We start from the raw sequence: 20,352 nt of genomic DNA on the forward strand, positions 1-20,352 counted from the left end.
CATGCCCGCCCATCGCACCCGCGCGTCGACCGAGTCCCAAGCCTGCTGGATCACCGCGCCGAATCGTGCCGAGATTCGCCCGGCCACCGTGGGCGAGTGCGCACCCGGCGAGGTCGTCGTGCGCGCACTCCACAGCGGCATCAGTCGCGGCACCGAACTGCTGGTGTACCGCGGCCAGGTGCCGCCCAGCGAGTTCGAGCGCATGCGCGCGCCGTTCCAGGAAGGCGATTTCCCCGGGCCGGTGAAGTACGGCTATGCCAGCGTCGGCATCGTCGAACAGGGCCCGCCGGCCTTGCAGGACCGCCACGTGTTCTGCCTCCATCCCCACCAGACGCGCTATCGCGTTCCTGCCGATGCCGTGCACCTGCTGCCCGAGGGCGTGCCTGCCGCGCGCGCAGTGCTGGCCGCCAACATGGAGACCGCTGTGAACGCGCTGTGGGATGCGGCCCCGCGCGTGGGCGATCGCATGGCCGTGGTCGGCGGCGGCGTGGTCGGCCTGCTCGTCGCCTGGCTGGCCGCCCGCATGCCGGGGTGCGAGGTCGAAGTGATCGACACGCATGCCCCGCGCGGCGCGGTGGTGGAGCGCCTGGGCGCAAGCTTTGCGAGCCCTGCCACCGCCCGGCCCGATGCCGACATCGTCATCCACGCCAGCGGCCATCCGGAGGGCCTCGCGCTCGCGCTGGCCCTCGCCGCCTTCGAAGCCACCGTGCTCGAGATGAGTTGGTATGGCTCGCAACCTGTCTCGTTGCGGCTCGGCGAAGCCTTCCATGCGCGCCGCCTCGTGCTCAAGAGCTCGCAGGTCGGCCAGGTCGCCGCGGCGCAACGTGCGCGCTGGACGCATCGCCGCCGGCTCATGCTGGCGCTGCAACTGCTGCGCGAGCCGGTGCTCGATGCACTCATCACCGACAGCGCACCTTTCGACGAACTGCCGCAGGTGCTGGCGCGGCTGGCGCGCGGCGCGCCGGACACGCTGTGCCAGCGCATCGACTATTCCTGAACCCCAAGACTTCAACGGAGCCCTGCCCCATGTACAGCGTCAACGTCCGCGACCATTTCATGATTGCCCACAGCTTCCGCGGCGAGGTGTTCGGCCCCGCACAGCGCCTGCATGGCGCCACCTACGTGGTCGACCTCGAAATGCGCCGCCCGGAACTCGACGCCGACGGCGTGGTCGTGGACATCGGGCTGGCCACTTTGGTCCTGCGCAGCGTGCTCGGTGAGTTGAACTTCCGCAACCTCGACGACGAAGCCGCCTTCGCCGGACGCAACACCACCACCGAATTCATGGCGCGCGTGATCTTCGACCGCATCGCCTCGCGCATCACGGCCGGCGAACTCGGCCCGCACGCCAGCGGCCTGGCCTCGATGCGGGTGTGCCTGCATGAATCGCACGTGGCCTGGGCCGCCTATGAGCGCACGCTTTGACGGCATGCGTTGCAGCTTCCTCGTTCCCGGCGACCTGAACGCGCACACCGGCGGCTACACCTATGACCGCCACATCATCGAGGCGCTGCGCGCATCGGGATGGCAGGTCGAGGTCCATGCGCTCGGCGACGGCTTTCCATCGCCCGCCGCCGAGGCGCTGGCCCACGCGGCGCGCGTGGTCGAGGCCTTGCCCGATGGCGCACTGGCCGTGGTCGACGGCCTGGCCTTCGGCGTGCTCGATGAACTGGCGCACCGGCATGCCCAGCGGCTGCGATGGGTGGCGCTGGTGCACCACCCGCTCTCGCTGGAGACCGGGCTCGATCCCGCCCGGCAACGTGCGCTGTACGAAAGCGAGAGACGTGCGCTGGCCGCCGTGCGCGGCGTGATCGTCACCAGCCCCTTCACCGCGCGCGGGCTGGACGCCTTCGGCGTTCCGCCTTCCCGCGTGGCCGTCGTCGTGCCGGGCACCGAGGCGGCACCGCCGGCGACGGGGTCGGGCGGGAAAGGCTTGTCGCTGCTGTGCGTGGCCACGCTCACGCCGCGCAAGGGCCACGCATTGCTCGTCGAGGCGCTGGCCAGCCTGCAGGACCGCGCGTGGACGCTCCACTGCGTCGGCAGCAAGACGATGGACGCCGCGTGCGCGTCCGCGCTGTGCGACGCCATCGACAAGCGCGGCTTGCGCGAACGTATCGTGCTGCATGGCGACAAGGCGGAGGGCGAACTGCCGGCCTTCTACGCGGCGGCCGATGCCTTCGTGCTGCCCTCCTTCCACGAGGGCTACGGCATGGCGCTGGCCGAGGCGCTGGCGCGGGGCCTGCCCGTCATCAGCACGCGGGCGGGCGCGATCCCCGACACGGTGCCAACGGAAGCTGGAGAACTGGTGCCAGCGGGCGACGTGATCGCGCTGCGCACCGCGTTGCTTCGACTGATGGAAGACCCGGCATGGCGCGCGCAGTTGCGCGCCGGGGCCATGGCCGCACGCCGGGCCTTGCCGACCTGGCGCCAGAGTGGCGCCCGCTTCGCCACGGCCCTGGTCGATGCGATGCAGAGGCCGCACGCGACATGACCGGCTTCAGCGCCGACTGGCTGGCATTGCGCGAGCCCTTCGACCTGGCGGCCCGCGCTGGTTCGGGCCATGCGCTCGCATTGCGCGCGCTGGCAGCCCGCTTGCGCGGCAAGTCCGCCCTTCGCGTGATCGACCTGGCCTGCGGCACAGGAGCCAACGTGCGCGCACTGGCGCCGCAGCTCGGTGGCGCGCAACAGTGGCTGCTGGTCGACCATGACCCCGCACTGCTGGCCGCGATGCCGCAACACTTCGCAGCCTGGGCGCAGGCGCAAGGCTTTGCATGGCGCACGATGGCCGAGGGGTGGCGGATCGAGGGCCCGGACTGGCAGGCCGACATCATGCCGAGCCGGGTCGATCTCGCGACCGGGCTCGCCACCCTGCCTTTCCATGCGGCCCGGCTCGTGACCACCTCGGCATTGCTGGACCTCGTGTCGGCCGATTGGCTCGATGCGTTGCTGGGCCATGTCACGGCCGCCAGGCCGGCGCTGCTGTTTGCACTGACTGTCGATGGCCTTGTCGCATGGAATGAAGTCGACGCGGACGATGCAGCGGTTCAAGCGCTGTTCCGCGCGCATCAACTCGGCGACAAGGGCTTCGGTCCCGCACTCGGTGTCGATGCCGTGCCTCACGTCGCCGCGCGACTCGGCCGGTCCGGCTACAGGGTGACGCAGGCACGCAGCGACTGGGTCATCGAGCCACCGCACCACGCGATGCTGCAAGCCATGGTCCAGGGCATGGCCGCAGCCGCGCTGGAACAGGATGCGTCAGCCCGGGCGCTCGTGCACGCCTGGAGCGCGCGCCGCCTGGCCGCGATCGGGCGCACGTCCTTGCGCGTCGGTCATGTGGACGTGCTGGCCGTACCGGCCGACGATGTCGCGGCCCGCAAGTCCAGGTCCCACAACACGTCCCCGCCCATCCGGTAGACCCGGCTGGCCGGCCGCGCGCAGTCGCCCATCGACAGGTCCTGCGGCAGCGACAGCCCCGGCCGGCCATCGCCGATGACCACGGCGGCGACGCTCAGGTGCAGCCGGTCCATGCAGCCCTGCCGCATGAAGTGCGACACGGTGACGCCGCCGCCCTCCACGAACAGCACGCGCAGGCCGCGCCCGGCCAGGGCCGCTTGCAGAGCCCGAACGTCGACGATGCCGTCCGGGCCGGTGAGCCGCGGCACGCCCAGCACCTGGTCGGCGCCCACGCGACTTGCCGCCTCCGCCTCGCGTTCCGCATCGCAGACCAGCAAGGTGGGCGCGGCCCGGTCGGAGAACACCCGCAATGACGCCGGCAAGCGAAGCGCCGGGTCGATCACCACGCGCACGGGGTTGTCGCCCTCCACGCGCCGCGTCGTGAGCTGCGGGTTGTCCAGGCCCGCCGTCGCCGCGCCGACGACCACCGCGTCGCTGAGCGCACGCAGGCGATGCAGGTGCAGCAGCACCTCGGCGCCGTTGATGTAGTTCGCATCGCCGCTGCGCGTCGCGATGCAGCCGTTGAGGCTCTGGCCCAGTTGCCCGATCACCCAGGGCGTGCTGCCGGATGTGCGATCGAGCAGCGGCTTGACCAGCGTGAACAGTTCGGCCGCCTCCGCGCTCCACTCGTCGCCGAGCGCGAAGCCTTGCGACGCTTCCCAGGTGAGCGCCGGGCCGTCCTGCGGCGGCTCGCCGAGGCGACGTTGCCGGACGATGTGCAGGCACCGGCGCCACAGCGCATCGACGTCCAGCGGGGGAAGGGTCTCCGGCTTCATGAACGGGCGGGGGTCATAGGCATGGGACGGCTCCTGTGTGAGCGGCGCTGCCTGCCGCTTGCGGCGTATTCTGACCGCAAGCACTCGAGCGGGTCGAGGCTCCTGCGCCCACATGCTCCAAATGCCTACAAGGCGGCCGCAGGGGGCACGCGAAAAATCCGCCGTTCAATGCTTACATCCCACGAATTCAAGTTCTTCCGCGCCGGCGGCGTGGACCAGGTCCTGATCCGCGACGGCGCCGACATCGCACACATCGGCGAACTCGACCAGAAGCTCTGGGTCGCACTCGCCTGCCCCACGCGCGGCGTGGAGTTCGACGCCCGCACGCTCGACTTCGTCGACGCCGACCAGGACGGACGCATCCGACCACCGGAACTCATCGCCGCCTGCGAATGGGCATGCGCGCACCTGCGCAACCCCGACGAGCTCATGGCAGGCGGCGACAGCATCGCCCTGGACGCATTCCGCGACTCCGAAGGGGACGACCTGCCGCTGGGCGAAGAAGCCCTTCGCGTGCTGCGCCACCTGCAGAAGGAGGACGCGGGCGTCGTCACGCTCGACGACGTCATGCAGCGCAGCGACACGCTCGCCGCCATGCGTTTCAACGGCGACGGCATCATCGGCCCCGACATCACGGCCGAGGAGCCCGTGCGCCGCACGCTGCAATGGATCGCCGAGACCCAGGGCAGCGTCAAGGACTGCAACGGCGTCGACGGCGTCGACCGGGCCCATGCCGAAGCCTTCTTCGCCGAAGTCGAGGCCATGCGTCTCTGGCAGGCCGGCGACGACGGCGCGGCCTGCCACGACGGACGCATGCTGCAGGCGGCCGAGGCCGTCGAAGCCGTGCGCGAGAAGGTCGACGACTTCTTCGCGCGATGCCGCGTGGCCGCCTACGACATCCAGGCGGTGGCTGCGCTCAACGCTTCGCCCGAGACCTATGAGGCCATCGGTGCGGAGGAACTGACGCTCGACAACCCGCGCATCGCCGCGCTGCCGCTCGCGACCATCGCACCGGGTCGCACGCTGCCCTTGCGAAGCGGCGCCAACCCGGCATGGGCACGGGCGCTCGCCACGCTGCAGCAGGATGCCGTTGCGCCCTTGATCGGGGAAGCCAACCAGATCGACGAGCACCAATGGAACGAACTGCTGCACCGAGTCGCTTCCTGCCGGGCCTGGCTGGCGGCGAAGCCGCGATCGCCGCTGTCGGAACTGGACAGCGCGACCATCACCGCGCTGACCGCGATGCAGGCCCCGGTGATGGCGCTCATCGAGCAGGACGAGGAAGCCGGCCCGCACAACGCACGCCTGCGCGATCTCGAAAAACTGCTGCGCTTCAAGCGCGACCTGCTGCGGCTGCTGGAGAACTTCGTCTCCTTCAAGGCCTTCTATCGCCGCGAGGGCGCGATCTTCCAGGCCGGCACGCTCTACCTCGACAGCCGCAGTTGCGACCTCGCGGTGCGCGTGGACGACGTGAAGCAGCATGCGGTGCTGGCGGGCCTGGCCAAGACCTGCCTGGCCTACTGCGAATGCCGGCGCGGGGAGGAGAAGATGAGCATCGTCGCGGCCTTCACCGCCGGCGACGTCGACTTCCTCTTCGCCGGGCGCAACGGCGTCTTCTACGACCGGCAAGGCCGCGACTGGGACGCGACCATCACGCGGCTGATCGAGAACCCGACCAGCGTGGTGCAGGCCTTCTTCTCCCCCTACAAGAAATTCGTGCGCATGATCGAGGAACAGGTCGCGCGGCGCGCCGCCGCCAGCGACGCCAACGCGCAGGGAACGCTCAGCTCATTGGCCAGCGGACTGGCAACCGCGGACAAGACCGCGTCGGCCGGCGTGGCAGCGGTGCGCACGCGCGGCCGCATCGACGTCGGGACGGTGGCGGCCATCGGCGTCGCGATGGGCAGCATCAGCGCCGTGCTCGTGGCCTTGTTCAGCAAGTTCATCGACCTGGGGCAATGGATTCCGATGGCGATCGCGGGTGTGATCCTTGCCATCTCCGGCCCCAGCATGCTGATCGCCTGGCTCAAGCTGCGCCAGCGCAGCCTGGGGCCGCTGCTCGATGCCAGCGGCTGGGCCATCAACGGCCGCATGAAGGTCAACGTGCGGCTCGGCGCCTCGCTGTCGAAGACCGCACACATCCCGCGCCAGGCGCTGCGACTGCTGCACGATCCCTACGCCGGGCGCGTCGGCCTGGGAGCGCCGCTCTCCGCGCTGGCGCTGGCATCGCTCGTGGCCATGGTGGTGTGGAAGCTGGACCTCCTGCATTTGCCCTGAGGTCCCTCCCGCCATGCCTGTACGGCAGGCCTTGTCGGGGCCGCGGCGGCGCCCGCCAGGTGTCAGTGCAGGGTCAGCCGGGTCGTACTAGGCTGCGCATCCGGAGTCGAAGCATCATCGTGCATTCGCTCGCATGGAGGTCGCCGTGGCCAACAGCATCCAACGTCGAAGATTTCTCCTGGGCTCTGCCGCGCTCGCCTCCGCGGGCCTGAGTGCCCGCATGGCATCGGCGCAGCAGCCGCCCCCTCCCATTCCCGTCCCGCAGATCGACCGCCTGACCATCAAGGTGCTCGTCGACAGCAGCTACGACACACCGCGCACCACCCCTTCCCCGTGGGTGAAGGTCAAGCGTGCCGGGCTGGCCGCGGCGGGTGACTTCCGCAAGACCTTGCACAACGAGTGGGGCCTGGCCCTCGCCCTGCAATCGCAGGCCGGCGGCCAGACGCGCGACCTGATGCTCGACTTCGCCTACACCGTCGACGCGCTGACCAACAACATCGCCATCATGGGCGTCGACCCCTCCAGGGCACAGGCATTCATCCTCAGCCACGGCCACTACGACCACTTCGGCGGCCTGATCCCGTTCATCCAGCAGAATCGCGCGAAGTTGCCGACCCCCTTGACGCTCTACGCAGGCGGCGAGGACAACTTCTGCCGCCGCGTGAACGCAGGTGGCGCGCCGGGGCAGTTTGCCGAGTTCGGCGTGCTCGATCGCCGCGAACTCGAGGCGCTGAAGGTTCGTGTCGTCCTGTGCCCGACACCCACCGTGATTGCGGACCAGGCCTTCACCACCGGCGTGATCGAACGCAATTCGTTCGAACGTGTGCTGCCGAACACCTTTGTCGACTACGCCATGAAGGATGGACTTGGCTGCGACATTCCTGCGGCCGCGGCCAAGGCCGAGGGCAAGCCCGTGCCCGACCAGCACCTCAACGAGCACGCCACCTGCTTCCACCTCAAGGACCGGGGCCTCATCGTCATTTCTTCCTGCGGGCATGCGGGCATCGTCAATTCGACGCGGCAGGCGATGAAGGTGTCGGGGATCGACAAGGTGCATGCGATCGTCGGCGGCTTCCATCTCTTTCCGGCCGATGATGCCTACCTGAAGCAGACCGTCGTGGAACTGGGCAAGATCAATCCGGATGTGCTGATCCCCATGCACTGCTCCGGGCCCGGCTTGATGACCGCCTTGCGCAACATGATGCCGGAGCAGGTGGTTCCGTCGACGACGGGTACCGAGTTCACGTTCGGCGCATGACGTGCCTGTGGCCCATCGGACGACGACGATGACTCGCCGCGCCGCCGGGCTCTTGGCCGCATGGACGCTGGGTGCGTGGGCAGCTTTCGCACCCGCCTGCGGCAAGGCCGAAGAGGCAGCGGGCACGCCCGTTCGTGCCGAGGCTGCGCGCCTCATGAACGAACTCATGACCGGCACCGGGCAGCCCATCGGCGGACCGTTCCAGCTCACCGACCCGGACGGTCGCCGCGTAGGGCCGGCGCAGTGGCGCGGCAAGGTGGTGCTGATGTACTTCGGCTACACGGGCTGCCCGGATGCGTGCCCCACGGCCCTGGCCGACATGGCCGCCGCGATCACCGCCCTTGGAGCCGACGGGGGCCGCGTCCAGCCCGTGTTCGTGACGCTCGATCCGTTGCGCGATACGCCGGCCGTGCTGGCTGCCTATGTCCGGAGTTTCAATCCGCGCCTTGTCGCTCTTGGCGGCACCGAAGAGGAGGTGCGGCGGGTCGCGTTGTCGTACAAGGTGTTCTACGAGAAGGTGCCAATACCAGGGTCGCGTTTCTACATGATCGACCACACGTCGTTCACCTATGTGCTCAACGAAGCGGGCCAGTATGTCGGTTACTTTCCGCCTGCCACCAGCGGCGAGCGGATTGCCGCGCAGATGAGGGCGATGTTGCCTGCACCTGAGCGTTCGCAGTGAAGTGAAGACCCTGTCCTCGTCGGCTTGTCAGGCTTGACGCACCGGCCGAACGGACGTCATCGCTGGCGCCGCGAGCGCATGGCCGGTACAAACGGCAACGTACCATCGCCTTCATCAGCGACGCCGGGATGCCCCGCACCACCACCGGCAAGATCCTCCACCGCACACTGCGCGAGCGCATGTCCAGCGCCGCGACGCAGTGACACGAACCACCGCATGCAACAGATCCTGCTCGTCACCGCTCCCTTCTTCGCGCTGGTGTTCTGCGGCTGGATCGTGGCGCGCGCAGGGCTGCTGCCGCTGGAGGCGATTCCGGGGCTGAACGTCTTCGTGCTGTACTTCGCCCTGCCCTGCATGCTGTATCGCTTTGCGGCGACCACGCCGATCGTGCGCCTGCTCGATCCCACGGTCTCGTCGGTCTACCTGCTGTGCGCACTGTTGATCGTGGCGCTCGCGATCCTGGCCACCCGGCGCGGGAACATCGGCTGGAACGACGCGTCCTTCGGCGCCCTGGTCGCGGCATTCCCGAACTCGGGCTTCATGGGCGTGCCGTTGCTCGTGGCCCTGCTCGGCCAGCGCGCGGCCGGCCCGGCCATCGTGGCGCTGGCCATCGACATGGTCGTGACTTCGTCGCTGTGCATTGCCCTGTCGCGCCTGGACAGCGCCAACGAGCACGGCGTCTCGCGCGCCATCGGCAATGCGTTGAAAGGCATGCTGAAAAACCCCCTGCCCTGGGCCATCGGGCTCGGGTGCCTGACCGCCGCCACCGGCTTCCGGCTGTGGGAGCCGGCCCGCAATTCGGTCGGCATGCTGGCCGACGGGGCGTCGCCGGTGGCGCTGTTCACCATCGGCGCGGTGCTGGCGCGGCCGCAGAAGGAGACGGCCTCCAGGGGCGTCGGCGACGTCCCGCTGATCGTGCTCTGCAAGCTCTTCGTGCATCCGGCGCTGGTGCTGGGCGTCGGCAAGCTGGCACAGGCCATCGGCGTGCCGCTCGACGATTTCGCGCTCGTCGTGCTGGTGCTCATCGCCGCGCTGCCCAGCGCCAGCAGCATCCCCATGCTGGCCGAGCGATTCAGTGCCGACACCGGCCGCATCGCACGCATCGTGCTCATCACCACAATGCTGTCCTTCGTCAGCTTTTCGGTGGCGGTCGCGTGGCTGGCCTGAGCCTGAAGACATGGCGTCGGCGCGCAGCGCGACGAGGCACGTTCCGACAGGCGCCCATGACGGCGCCCGCGGAAACTTGCTGCATGACCCAATTCATCCTTGCCTCGCTGGTTTCCCTCGCAGCCGCCGCCGTATTGACTGCCACCCTGCCCGCGGATGCGGCTTCGGTGGATTGGCAGTTGCCTTCCCTTGAAAGCCGGTGAGGCGCGGCCAGGGGCCTGGACGACGACCAGGCCACCACATGCCAGATGCTCAGCGTCTCACCGAGGCGCAGATCACCTGCCCTCCGCTTCCCTGAAATACCCGGCATGGCGCTCCCGCAGCACGGACTTCTGGATCTTGCCGGTGGCGGTCTTGGGCAACGCATCGACGACGATGTACGCCTTCGGGCACTTGTACGGGCTCAACTTTTCGCGAAGGCGGCGGTCGAGCGCGTCCTGGTCCAGCAATGCGCCCGGCCGCGTCACCAACACCGCGGTCACGGCCTCGCTCCAGTGCGCGTGCGGCAGGCCGATCACCACCACTTCCGCGATCGCAGGCTCCGCTTCATAGAGGGCCTTCTCGACCTCGATCGAGGCAATGTTCTCGCCGCCGCTCTTGATCACGTCCTTGAAGCGATCCTTGAACCACAACAGGCCGTCGGCGTCGAAATAGCCGACGTCGCCCGAATGGAACCAGCCGTGCTTGAACGCCTGCTGCGTGGCCGCCTCGTCATGCAGGTAGCCTGACAACGCCTGCGGGCTGCGATAGACGATCTCACCGGCCTCGCCTTGCGGCAACCCGGCGCCGTCCGGACCAACGATGGCCACCTGCACGTTGATCCCCGGCGTGCCGGCCGCGCCGGGATGGCTGAGCTGGTGCTCCGGCCGGAAGAAGGTCGCGACCGGGCTCATCTCGGTCTGGCCGAACATCAGCGAGAAGCCGCAGCCAAAGGTCTCGATGGCCGCGCGCAGTTCGTGGTCGGGCATCGGCGCCATCGCATACACGGCCAGGCGCAGGCTGCGCACGTCGCGTGGGCGCTCGCGCTGCGCCTCGAGCAGTGCGCGGTACATCATCGGCAGGCCGAACAGCAGCGTGAGCTTCTCCTTCTCGACCAGGTCGAGCAGCCGTTGCGCATCGAAGCCCTGCATGACGCAGATGGCGCCACCGACGGCGATCACCGGCGTGCAGATCGCGTTGATCTGCGCGGTATGGAACATCGGCATCAGCGCCACCGCACGCTCGTCGGCGCTCATGCGCGTGTCGATGGCGGTGCCGAGCGACTCGAGGTAGATGGCGAGCTGGCTGCCGACCACGCCCTTCGGCGCGGAGGTGGTGCCGCTGGTGTAGAGGTAGGACAGCGGCGCCCGGTCCTCGACGAAGACCGGCGGCACGTGCGCCGGCTGCGCTCGCTGAAGCGCGTCGTAGGCGTGCAGCGCATAGGTGTTCGCCAGCTGCCCGCGCACCTTGTCGATGTCCCCGATGACGATGACCTCGCGCAAGGCCAGGCCGGGCTCCAGGCCGGTGCTGAACTGCTCGAACAGGTCGGTGGTCACCACCGCGCCGCGCACTTTCGCGTGGCCCAGCACATAGGCCAGTTCGCGGTTGCGCCAGAACAGGTTGATCGGCACGCAGACCACGCCGACCTTGGCGCAGGCGAAGTAGGTGGCAAGGAACTCGGCGCTGTTGGCGGACATCAGCGCGAGTGCATCGCCGGGGCCGTAGCCCAGCGACAGCAGGCCATGCGCGACCCGGTTGGCGAGCGCCTCGAATTCGCCATAGCTGAATCGCCGTTCGCCATCGATCACGCAGTCCTTCGCCGGCCCGCGTGCGGCGCTGCGCGTCAGCAGGTCGCCGACGTTGACGCGCTGGATCAGGTTGCGGTCGATGCGCTGGTCTTGTTCCATGTTGTCTCCTGTCGTTGTTGTTCAGTGCCCGGTGAAGTGCGGCGGGCGCTTCTCGATGAAGGCGCTGCAGCCCTCGTGCGCGTCGTCGCTGTCGAACACGAGGCTGATCATGGCCTGTTCGTATTCGAGCGCGGCATCGAGCGGCATCTCCGATCCATGCAGCATCGCGCGCTTCAACATCCGGAGGGCGACCGGGGATTGCGCCGCGATGCGCTGCGCCAGCGCCATCGTCTCGGCCATCAATTGCACGGCCGGCACCACGCGATTGACCAGCCCTAGCGAGAGCGCTTCCGCGGCGCTGATCGAATCGCCTGTGAACATCAGCAGCTTGGCCTGGCACAGGGGCAGTTGGCGCATCAGGCGCTGCGAGCCGCCGCCGCCGGGGAACAGGCCCAGCTTGATCTCGGGCAGCCCGATCTGCGCGCCGTCGGCGATCAGGCGGATGTCGGTGCACAGCAGCAGTTCCATGCCGCCGCCCAGCGCCCAGCCGTTGACGGCGGCCAGCGTCGGCTTGCTGCAGCTCTCCAGGCGCCGGAAAACGCGGCTCACTACCTCGCCGAACTCGCCATGGTGCGCGAGGCCGCGCCGCGTGTTCAGGTCCCGGATATCGCCACCCGCCACGAAGGCGCGATCACCCACGCCGGTGATGACGATGGCGCGCACCGACGGGTCCTGCGCGAGACGGTCGAGCGCCTGTTCCATCGCGAGCAGCATCGGCACGTCCAGCGCATTGAGCGTGCGCGGACTGTTGAAGCGCATGACGCCGACGGCGCCTTCGTTGAAGAGCTCGATGGGTGGGTCTTGCATGGTCAGGGCGGGGCGAGTGCAGTGAAGGGCCGCGAAGCCAGGGCGCCGGCGAGCACGGCGTCGATCTGCGGCAATCGATCGACGCCGAAGAATGGCTCGCCGTCCACCATCACGAAGGGCGAGCCGAAGACGCGCTGGCGCACGGCTTCATCGACTGCTGCCGCCAGCAGGGACTTCGCCTGCGCGCCTTGCAACAGTTGCAGGCAGGCATCCGCATCGCCGAGGACGGGCGCCTGCGCGGCCAGCCATCGCGCCACGACCGCCGGGTCGCCGATCGGCGCCGCGTCGACGAAGTACGCGCGCATCACGCCGCGGGCGAAACGCACCGCGGCCTGCGCATCGATGGCCTCCAGCAGGTAGAAGCCGCGCGCCGCATGCTGGGTGATCGCCGGAAAGCCCGCGGGCAACTGGAAGTCCACGCCCAGGTGCCGCGCCGAGCGTTCGAAGTCATGCGCCATGTAGTCGCGCTTGACGGGGTTCTCCAGCGGCGCGGGCAACGCCAGCGCGCGCAGCACGGCAAACAACAGGATCGGGCGCCAGCGCACGCTGCGACCATGGCGCGCAGCCAGCGCGTCGATCTTTTCGCCCATGAAGTAGCCATAGGGCGACGCGAAGTCGAACCAGAAATCGATCGGCGCGGGTGCTTGCATGGTCATCAGGCCGTCCGCAGCGCGGGGCTCGGCGGAATGCGGCAGGCAGCCCGGTATTCGTCGGCTATGCGCCTGACGAGTTCGGCGACGGTCGGGATGTCGTGGATCGTGGCCACGCCCTGCCCTGCGCTCCACAGGTCTTTCCAGACGCGGGCCTCGGTGTCGGTCAGCGACGCCATGTCGGGCTTCTTCGGCGGCAGGGTGGCGACGTCGATGCCGAAGCGATCGATCGACGCGCGCAGGAAATTGGCCGGCACGCCGGAGAAGCGGTCGGTGTAGATCAGGTCGGCCACGCCGGCATCGACCACCATCTGCTTGTAGGACTGCTGCGCCTGCGACTCGCGCGTGGCCAGGAAGCGCGTGCCCATGTAGGCCAGGTCGGCGCCGAGCATCTCGGCTGCGCGCACCTGCCAGCCGTCGTTGATGGCGCCGCCCAGCACCAGGCTGCCGTGCCAGAACTCGCGGATCTCGCGCACCAGCGAGAACGCGCCCTGGCTCGACGCGTGGCCACCTGCGCCGGCGCCGACGCAGATCAGGCCATCGACGCCGGCCCGCGCCGACTTGCGTGCATGCCCGGCGCTCGTGACGTCACAGAAGACCGTGCCGCCATAGGCATGCACCGCCTGCACGACCGGCGCCGGATTGCCGAGGCAGGTGATGACGAAACGCACCTTGTGCGCCACCACCACTTCGAGGTCCGGCTCGAAGCGCGGATTGGTGTGGTGCACCACGAGGTTGATGCCGAACGGCGCGATGACGGCTTGCGGGTCGGCCGCGCGGGACGATGCCAGCTCGCGCTCGATCTCGCTGAGCCAGTCATCGAGCTGCGCCGTCGGTCGCGCATTGACGTGCGGAAAGGTGCCGACCACGCCGGCCTTGCACAAGGCCGTCACCAGCGGCGGAAAGGACACCAGGAACATCGGCGCGCCGATGACCGGGACCGACAGGGCGTTCTGGAACAGCGTGGGCAATGGCATGGTGGATCGCGTGGCCCTCAGAGCCGCAACACGCCGTAGCCGATGTCGTCGTCGAAGGGCGCATTGAGCGAGGCGACGATGGCCATGCCGAGCGCGTTGCGCGTGTCGACCGGATCGAGGATGCCGTCGTCCCACAGTTCCGAGGTCGAGTGGTAGGCATCGCTCTCCTCCTCGAAGCTCTTGAGCACCGGGTCGCGGATCGCAGCCACCTCTTCGGCCGAAAGCGTGTGGCCCTTGCGCTCCAGCTGCCGCACCTTGACCTCGGCCAGCGTGTTGGCGGCCTGCTCCGCGCCCATGACCGCGATCTGCGACTGCGGCCACATCCAGAGGAAGCGGCCGTCGAAGGCGCGTCCGCACATGCCGTAGTTGCCGGCGCCGAAGGAGCCGCCGACGATCACTGTGAACTTCGGCACGGTGCAGCCGACCTGCGTCATGATCATCTTCGCGCCGTCCTTGGTGATGCCGCGCTCCTCGTACTCGCGCCCGACCATATAGCCGGTGATGTTCTGCAGGAAGACCAGCGGCGTGCGGTCACGGTCGCACAGCCGCATGAAGTGCGCGGCCTTGAGCGAGCTGTCGTTGAAGAGCACGCCGTTGTTGGCGAGGATGCCGACCTTGCAGCCCCAGATGCGCGCATAGCCGCAGACCATCGTGGTGCCGTAGCCCGGCTGGTATTCGTGGAAGTTGCTGCCGTCAACGATGCGCGCGATCACCTCGCGCATGTCGAAGCCGGTCTTCCAGTCGGTCGGGATGATGCCGTACAGCTCCTGCGGGTCGTAGTGCGGGGGCTCTGCCTCGACGCGGTCGATGGCCTGCTTCCGGATGGGCGTGGTCTGGGCCAGGATGTCGCGCGCGATGGCAAAGGCATGCGGCTCGTCGTCGGCGGCGTAGTCGCAGGTGCCGGAGACGGTCGTGTGCATCTCGGCGCCGCCGAGCGCCTCGGCCGTGACCACCTCGCCGGTGGCCGCCTTCACCAGCGGCGGGCCGCCGAGGAACACGCCGCCGTTGCCGCGCACGATCACGCTGTAGTCGCACAGCGCCGGGATGTAGGCGCCACCCGCCGTGCAATGTCCCAGCACGACGGCGATCTGCGGCACGCCCATCTTCGACAGCGTGCACTGGTTGCGGAAGATGCGGCCGGCCGCATGCCGGTCCGGGAACAGGTCCGACTGCAAGGGCAGGAAGCCGCCCGCGCTGTCGCACAGGTGCAGCACCGGCAGCCGGTTCTCAATGGCGATGTCGAGCGTGCGCACGATCTTCTTCACCGACAGCGGATACCAGGCGCCGCCCTTGATGCTCGGATCGTCGGCATGGATGATGACCTCGCGGCCCTGGATGATGCCGATGCCCGACACCTGCCCCGCCCCATGCACCTCGCCGCCATAGGCGCGGTTGGCGGCCAGCGTGCCGATCTCCAGGAAGGGCGTGCCGGGGTCGAGCAGCAGGTCGAGCCGTTCGCGCACGGTGAGCTTCTTCTGGCGATGCAGGCGCTCGATGTCGCGCTCCGGCCGCTCGTGGCGGGCCGTATGGATACGCTGGCGCAGCGCCTCGACGCGCTCGGTCATGGCGGCATGGTTCTGCCGGTAGCTGGCGCTGCCGGTGTCGACATGGCTCTGGATACGACTCATGCGCCGCTCCCTTCCTCTGCGGCCACGCGCACCAGCACCGCCCCGCGCTGGAAGGTCTGGCCGACGGCGAACGGCAGCTCGGCGACCACGCCATCGCATGCGGCGCCGATGGTCATCTGGAGCTTCATGCTCTCGATGACGAGCAGCGCATCGCCCTGGCGCACCAATTGGCCCGGCGCGGCGTGCAGCGACACCACGACGCCGGGCATCGGCGCCTGCGAACTGCCGTCGGCGGAAGCGCCGCCCGCGGACCTGGCGCGCGTCGGATCGATGCGCTCCACGCGCCAGGCACGGCCCTGCAATTGCACGTAGACGGCATCGCCGTTGGCCACGGCCAGCAGCTTCTCGCTGCGGCCATCGACCAGGGTGCTGAACTCGCCGTTGCCGGTGTGGCGCACGGCCAGGCGAGCGTCATCCACGGCGACGCCGTCGTGGCGCAGGTGCACCTGATGCCGCGTGGACGGCTCGTCGCTGAGGGAAAGCAGGGTCATGGCTTGAAGGGGTCCACTCAGAACCTGTGAATAAATCGGACGTGTACGAGCAGTTCGTCCAAACGCGCCCAATCTAGGCGCAAAGCGCAGCCGTAGCTCGCGCTACGGCGAGCATTTGCAACGACGAGTGGGCGTGTTTGGGCGGGCTGAGCGTGCATGGCTGGTTTGTTCACAGGTTCTTCAGTTGCGCCATGCGCCCATCGAGGCGTAGGGCTCGGGAATCGGTCGGGCGCTGCGCTCGGGCGCAGCGCTGGCGGCCACCGCGAGCACGGCGCGGCGCTGCGCATCGCTCAGCGGGTCGGGCATCAGGTCGGCGCGATGGCGTTCGAGGAAGCCTGTATCGGTCTCCCCGCGACCGAAGGCCGGGTGGCGCAGCACGCGGCCCAGGTAGTCGCTGTTGATCGTGACGCCAAGCATCGCGGTCTCGGCCAGCGCATTGCGCATGCGCGAGATCGCCAGCCCGCGGTCCGCGCCATGCACCACCAGCTTGGCCAGCATCGAATCGAAATCCGCCGACACCGCGGCGCCCTCGGTAACGCCGCCGTCGAAGCGCACGCCCGGGCCCTGCGGCGTGCGCAGCAGCAGCACATGGCCGGTGTCGGGCACGAAGCCGGCGTCGGCGTCCTCGGCCAGGATGCGGCATTCGATCGCGTGACCGGCGTGGCGAACGTCTTCCTGTGCGATGCCCAGCGGCTCGCCCTGCGCCACGCGCAACTGGAGTTCGACCAGGTCGAGGCCGGTGACCATCTCCGTCACCGGATGCTCGACCTGCAGCCGGGTGTTCATCTCGAGGAAGAAGAACTCGCCCTCAGGCGAGACGATGCATTCGACCGTGCCGGCATTGACGTAGCCGGCCGCGCCCGCCAGCCGCACGGCGGCGGCACAGATGCGTTCGCGCAAGGCCGGTGCAAGGCCGGGCGCGGGCGATTCCTCGATCAGCTTCTGGAAGCGCCGCTGGATCGAGCACTCGCGCTCGCCAAGGTGGATCACGTGGCCGTGCGCATCGCCGAAGACCTGTACCTCGATGTGCCGCGGCCGCTCGACGAAGCGCTCGGCAAAGAGCCGGCCATCGCCGAAGTAGCGCTGGCTCTCGCCGCGCGCGATCGTGATGGCGTCCGCCAAACCGTCTTCGCCCCGGACGATCTGCATGCCCTTGCCGCCCCCGCCGGCCGCGCCCTTGATCAGCAGCGGAAAGCCGACGGCGCGTGCACGCGCGGCGAAGGTCGACGGATCGTCCGCCTCGTCGGCCGAAGGGGTGACCGGCACGCCATGCGCCACCGCGAACTTGCGTGCGCTGATCTTGTCGCCCATCAACTCGATCACCTTGGCGGGCGGGCCGACGAACACCAGGCCCGCGTCCACCACGGCCTGCGCGAAGGCGGCGTTTTCGGAGAGGAAGCCATAGCCAGGGTGGATCGCGTCGCAGCCGCTGTCGCGCGCGGCGCGGATCATTGCCTGTGCGTCGAGCCAGGCTGCGACCGGCGGCTGGCCGAACACTTCCACGGTGTCGGTGGCTGCTGCGAGCGCGGGGCCGGCGCGGTCCTGCTGGTGCCAGGGCACGACGGTGTCGATGCCCAAGCGCCGCGCGGTGCGCACGATGCGCAGCGCGATCTCGGCGCGGTTGGCGATGAAGAGCTTGCGGATGGCTGTCATGAACGTGCCTTGCGGCGTTTGGTCGCAACAGGCTGTTTCGCTGCGACGGTGGTCGGCGGCGTGACGGCGGTGGGCACGGTGCGCACGTCGGCCGGGGCGCTGGCGACGATGCGCTCGAGCCGTGCCAGCCGGCGCTCGATGTCGGCCGGCGAGCCCGCGGCCGGCTGCGCTGCGGCGCCATCCTCCGTTGACGGCAGCAGGCCGCTCAGCAGCAAGGCGGTGAACTGGTCGGCCATCGCCTCCACGTCGACAGCACCGCCGCGGCCGAACAACTGCGCCCACATGCGATGCTCGATGCCGCCATAGACCATGCTGCGAACCAGTTCGCCATCGGTGCCCGCAGGCAACTCGCCGCTGTCCACCGCCTCGTGCACCGTGCGCAGCAGGAAGGCGGTGTAGCGCACGTGCAGGTCGTGCAGCACGGACTTGAAGTATTCGGGGCTGGTGCGCACCTCGTGCAGCACGATGCGCGAAAGGCTCGGCTCCTCCACGTACACGCGCAGGTGCCGCCAGACCAGGAAGCGCAGCCGGCTGCGCAGGCCATGGATGCGCGCGAAGCTGGTGGCGATGTCCTCGATCAGCGGCTCGTACATGCCGCGCAGCACTTCGTTGAGCAGGTCGCGCTTGGTCGGGAAATAGGTGTAGACCAGTCCCTCGACCACGCCGACACGCGCGGCAATCTCCCCGACCGAAGCGCGCTCGAAGCCCTTCTCCAGGAACACCGCGCGCGCGGCGGCGAGGATCTCGGCCGCGCGTCGCAGGCGGCGAGGCGTCTGCTTGCCGGCGGCGATGGGCGTCACCTTGGCGGTGGAAGTGGATGGCTTGGCCTCTGGTTTCATGGCAATTCCTGTAGCAGGCTGCGTGGCACTTCCACCGGCAGGTCCAGCAGCATCTGGGCGAAGGCCTTGCCCTGCGGGTCGTAGCGCAGCGAGGCGACGCCACCTCCGCCGAGGGCGTTCTCCAGCGTGAAGTTGAAGGCGTGGCAGCCGGGCAATGCATAGCGTGTCACCTTGCCGCGGCACACATGGGCGAAGTAGGCGGCGACGGTGCTGGCATCGAGCACCCGGCCCAGCACCTCGTACGCGGCCGGCGAGCGCGCGATCACGCCGATGTTGGCCATGTCGCCCTTGTCGCCGCTGCGGGCGTGGGCGATGCGGATGAGTGGCACGGTTTCAGTGGGCGTGGTGGGGCTGTTTTGATCGATGCGCTGTGCAAGGTCGGGGGCTCCGTCATCGCTGGAAAGGTGCGTGACCGGCTCCGCCTCGAATGCCAGCGGTTCGCCGTCCAAGCTGACCTGCACGTCGACCTGCGACGGATCGACACGCAGCGAGAACAGGCGCACCACCGGCGACGGCGAAGGCCGGCCCGCCGCGAAGCCCGTGATGCCCTGCGCCATCGAAGTTGCCGAAGGGGCGATCTCGCGGGCCAGTAGGTCGAGCGCCGCCCGCTGCGCATGGCGCGCCGCCAGTTTGAGGATTACCTCGCGGCTGTCCGCAGTCCGCGCATGCGGGCCATACGTGCTCTCTGCGCCCAGCACCTCGATGCTCGTCTCGTCGAAGTCCGCCATGCCGCGCGCGAGGATCAGTCGCCGGCAGCGCGCGAGGATCGCGTCGCCCACGCGCTGCGCCTTTCGCGCCGCGGCCGGGCCGCCGATCATCAGCGTGCCCAGCAGCCGCCAGCCGTCGGCATGGGTGGCGCTGGCCTTGAGCGTGGCCGGCGCGGGTCGGCCACGCGCGCCGGTCACCCGCACGCTGTCGGGGCCCGCTTGCAACATCGTCACCCCGGAGAAGTCGCAGCAGACATCCGGCAGCAGGTAGGCACGCGGATCGCCGATCTCGTAGACGAGTTGTTCCGCCACGGTCGCTGGCTCGACCAGTCCGCCCGTGCCGGCGGGCTTGGTGAGCGTGAAGCCTTGGCCATCCGCATCGCATTCGACGATCGGAAAACCCATCTCCTCCCAGCCGGGCACGCGCTCCCAGTCGGTGAAGAGGCCGCCCGTCGCCTGCGCGCCGCATTCGATCAGGTGGCCGGCCAGGCTCCCGGTGGCGAGCCGGTCCCAGTCCTGCCAGCCCCAGCCGAATTCATGCACCAGCGGCGCCAACGTAACCGCGCTGTCGACCACGCGGCCGGTGATCACGATGTCGGCCCCTGCGTCCAGTGCGGCGACGATGGGTTGCGCGCCGAGGTACGCATTGAGGCTCAGCAGTTGCGCAGGCATCGGCGCACCACTGAACATCTCGCGCGTGCCGGCCGCGCGCAACGCATCGGCACGGCTCGACAAGTCGTCGCCCTCCACCACCGCGATGCGCAGCGGCACACCGAGCGCCCGGAGTTCTCCGGCCAGGGCGCGCGCGCAAGCGGCCGGATTGACGCCGCCCGCGTTGGACACCACGCGGATGCCCTGCGACTGGATCTCTCCAGCAAGCGCCGTGACCACGCGCACGAAGTCCGGCGCATAGCCGGCCTCGGGCGACCTGGCGCGTGCCCGTGCGAGCAGCGACATCGTGATCTCGGCCAGGAAGTCGAACACCAGGTAATCGATGTCGCCGCGCCGAACTAGCTGCGCGGCGCCCTCTTCCGAGTCGCCCCAGAAGCCGCTCGCGCAGCCGATGCGCAAGGGGCGAGTGCGTACGGTCGAACGGCTCAT

Annotated in this window: 18 protein-coding genes; 8 read left to right on the forward strand and 10 right to left on the reverse strand. The window is 69.1% G+C overall.

The annotated features are described in order from the left end of the window. Position 1 precedes the first annotated feature (1 nt). From HCU76_RS05490 to HCU76_RS05505, 4 genes are read left to right on the forward strand one after another with little or no spacing between them, the layout of a single operon-like run. Positions 2-997, forward strand: coding sequence for a zinc-binding alcohol dehydrogenase (locus HCU76_RS05490; protein WP_256354010.1), 996 nt, complete (start codon positions 2-4; stop codon positions 995-997). 29 nt (positions 998-1,026) lie between these two features. After that, entirely contained in the window at positions 1,027-1,425 is a 399-nt protein-coding gene (locus tag HCU76_RS05495; RefSeq protein ID WP_218508664.1) for a 6-carboxytetrahydropterin synthase, read from the forward strand. Beyond that, positions 1,409-2,491, forward strand: coding sequence for a glycosyltransferase family 4 protein (locus HCU76_RS05500; protein WP_218508665.1), 1,083 nt, complete (start codon positions 1,409-1,411; stop codon positions 2,489-2,491). The genes HCU76_RS05495 and HCU76_RS05500 overlap by 17 nt, the downstream gene beginning before the upstream one ends. Beyond that, a complete protein-coding gene (locus HCU76_RS05505; RefSeq protein WP_218508666.1) occupies positions 2,488-3,414 on the forward strand; it encodes a class I SAM-dependent methyltransferase in 927 nt (308 codons plus the stop codon). The genes HCU76_RS05500 and HCU76_RS05505 overlap by 4 nt, the downstream gene beginning before the upstream one ends. Here HCU76_RS05505 and HCU76_RS05510 read toward each other — a convergent pair. Continuing rightward, positions 3,330-4,229: a RibD family protein gene (locus tag HCU76_RS05510; protein ID WP_218508667.1), complete on the reverse strand. Its 900-nt coding sequence runs from the start codon at positions 4,227-4,229 to the stop codon at positions 3,330-3,332. The two genes, HCU76_RS05505 and HCU76_RS05510, sit on opposite strands and share 85 nt — an antisense overlap. A gap of 168 nt (positions 4,230-4,397) precedes the next feature. Between HCU76_RS05510 and HCU76_RS05515 the strand changes: the two genes are divergently transcribed. The 4 genes from HCU76_RS05515 (at position 4,398) to HCU76_RS05530 (ending at position 9,613) form a co-directional block, all read left to right on the forward strand. Next, positions 4,398-6,506: a hypothetical protein gene (locus HCU76_RS05515; RefSeq protein ID WP_218508668.1), complete on the forward strand. Its 2,109-nt coding sequence runs from the start codon at positions 4,398-4,400 to the stop codon at positions 6,504-6,506. Positions 6,507-6,651: 145 nt separating this feature from the next. Then, entirely contained in the window at positions 6,652-7,764 is a 1,113-nt protein-coding gene (locus HCU76_RS05520) for an MBL fold metallo-hydrolase (protein WP_218508669.1), read from the forward strand. 28 nt (positions 7,765-7,792) lie between these two features. Beyond that, complete coding sequence (locus tag HCU76_RS05525; protein ID WP_218508670.1) at positions 7,793-8,446, forward strand: SCO family protein; 654 nt, start codon at positions 7,793-7,795, stop codon at positions 8,444-8,446. Positions 8,447-8,662: 216 nt separating this feature from the next. Further along, on the forward strand, positions 8,663-9,613 hold the full coding sequence (locus HCU76_RS05530) for an AEC family transporter (protein ID WP_218508671.1): 951 nt from the start codon (positions 8,663-8,665) through the stop codon (positions 9,611-9,613). A 275-nt stretch (positions 9,614-9,888) separates the two neighbouring features. On the opposite strand, the gene HCU76_RS05535 is transcribed toward HCU76_RS05530, so the two are convergent. The 9 genes from HCU76_RS05535 to HCU76_RS05575 form a co-directional block, all read right to left on the reverse strand. Next, positions 9,889-11,499, reverse strand: a complete 1,611-nt coding sequence (locus HCU76_RS05535) for an AMP-binding protein (protein WP_218508672.1) — start codon at positions 11,497-11,499, stop codon at positions 9,889-9,891. Positions 11,500-11,520: 21 nt separating this feature from the next. Further along, positions 11,521-12,306: an enoyl-CoA hydratase/isomerase family protein gene (locus tag HCU76_RS05540; protein ID WP_218508673.1), complete on the reverse strand. Its 786-nt coding sequence runs from the start codon at positions 12,304-12,306 to the stop codon at positions 11,521-11,523. Between the two features lie 2 nt (positions 12,307-12,308). Beyond that, positions 12,309-12,962 (reverse strand): 2-hydroxychromene-2-carboxylate isomerase, encoded by a 654-nt coding sequence (locus HCU76_RS05545; RefSeq protein ID WP_218508674.1) that lies wholly within the window; start codon positions 12,960-12,962, stop codon positions 12,309-12,311. Further along, positions 12,962-13,933: a nitronate monooxygenase family protein gene (locus HCU76_RS05550; protein ID WP_218508675.1), complete on the reverse strand. Its 972-nt coding sequence runs from the start codon at positions 13,931-13,933 to the stop codon at positions 12,962-12,964. The genes HCU76_RS05545 and HCU76_RS05550 overlap by 1 nt, the downstream gene beginning before the upstream one ends. A gap of 17 nt (positions 13,934-13,950) precedes the next feature. Further along, positions 13,951-15,561, reverse strand: a complete 1,611-nt coding sequence (locus HCU76_RS05555) for an acyl-CoA carboxylase subunit beta (protein ID WP_218508676.1) — start codon at positions 15,559-15,561, stop codon at positions 13,951-13,953. Further along, positions 15,558-16,052 carry an acetyl-CoA carboxylase biotin carboxyl carrier protein subunit gene (locus HCU76_RS05560; protein ID WP_218508677.1) on the reverse strand — a complete coding sequence of 165 codons (495 nt, stop codon included), beginning with the start codon at positions 16,050-16,052 and terminating at the stop codon, positions 15,558-15,560. The genes HCU76_RS05555 and HCU76_RS05560 overlap by 4 nt, the downstream gene beginning before the upstream one ends. 180 nt (positions 16,053-16,232) lie before the next feature. Then, positions 16,233-17,705 (reverse strand): acetyl/propionyl/methylcrotonyl-CoA carboxylase subunit alpha, encoded by a 1,473-nt coding sequence (locus HCU76_RS05565; RefSeq protein WP_218508678.1) that lies wholly within the window; start codon positions 17,703-17,705, stop codon positions 16,233-16,235. Then, positions 17,702-18,544, reverse strand: a complete 843-nt coding sequence (locus HCU76_RS05570; protein ID WP_218508679.1) for a TetR/AcrR family transcriptional regulator — start codon at positions 18,542-18,544, stop codon at positions 17,702-17,704. Before HCU76_RS05570 ends, HCU76_RS05565 begins: the two co-directional genes overlap by 4 nt. Beyond that, positions 18,541-20,352, reverse strand: coding sequence for an acyclic terpene utilization AtuA family protein (locus HCU76_RS05575; protein WP_218508680.1), 1,812 nt, complete (start codon positions 20,350-20,352; stop codon positions 18,541-18,543). Before HCU76_RS05575 ends, HCU76_RS05570 begins: the two co-directional genes overlap by 4 nt.

Source organism: Variovorax sp. dw_308 (assembly GCF_019207085.1).
In the GTDB taxonomy this organism is placed as follows: domain Bacteria; phylum Pseudomonadota; class Gammaproteobacteria; order Burkholderiales; family Burkholderiaceae_C; genus Variovorax.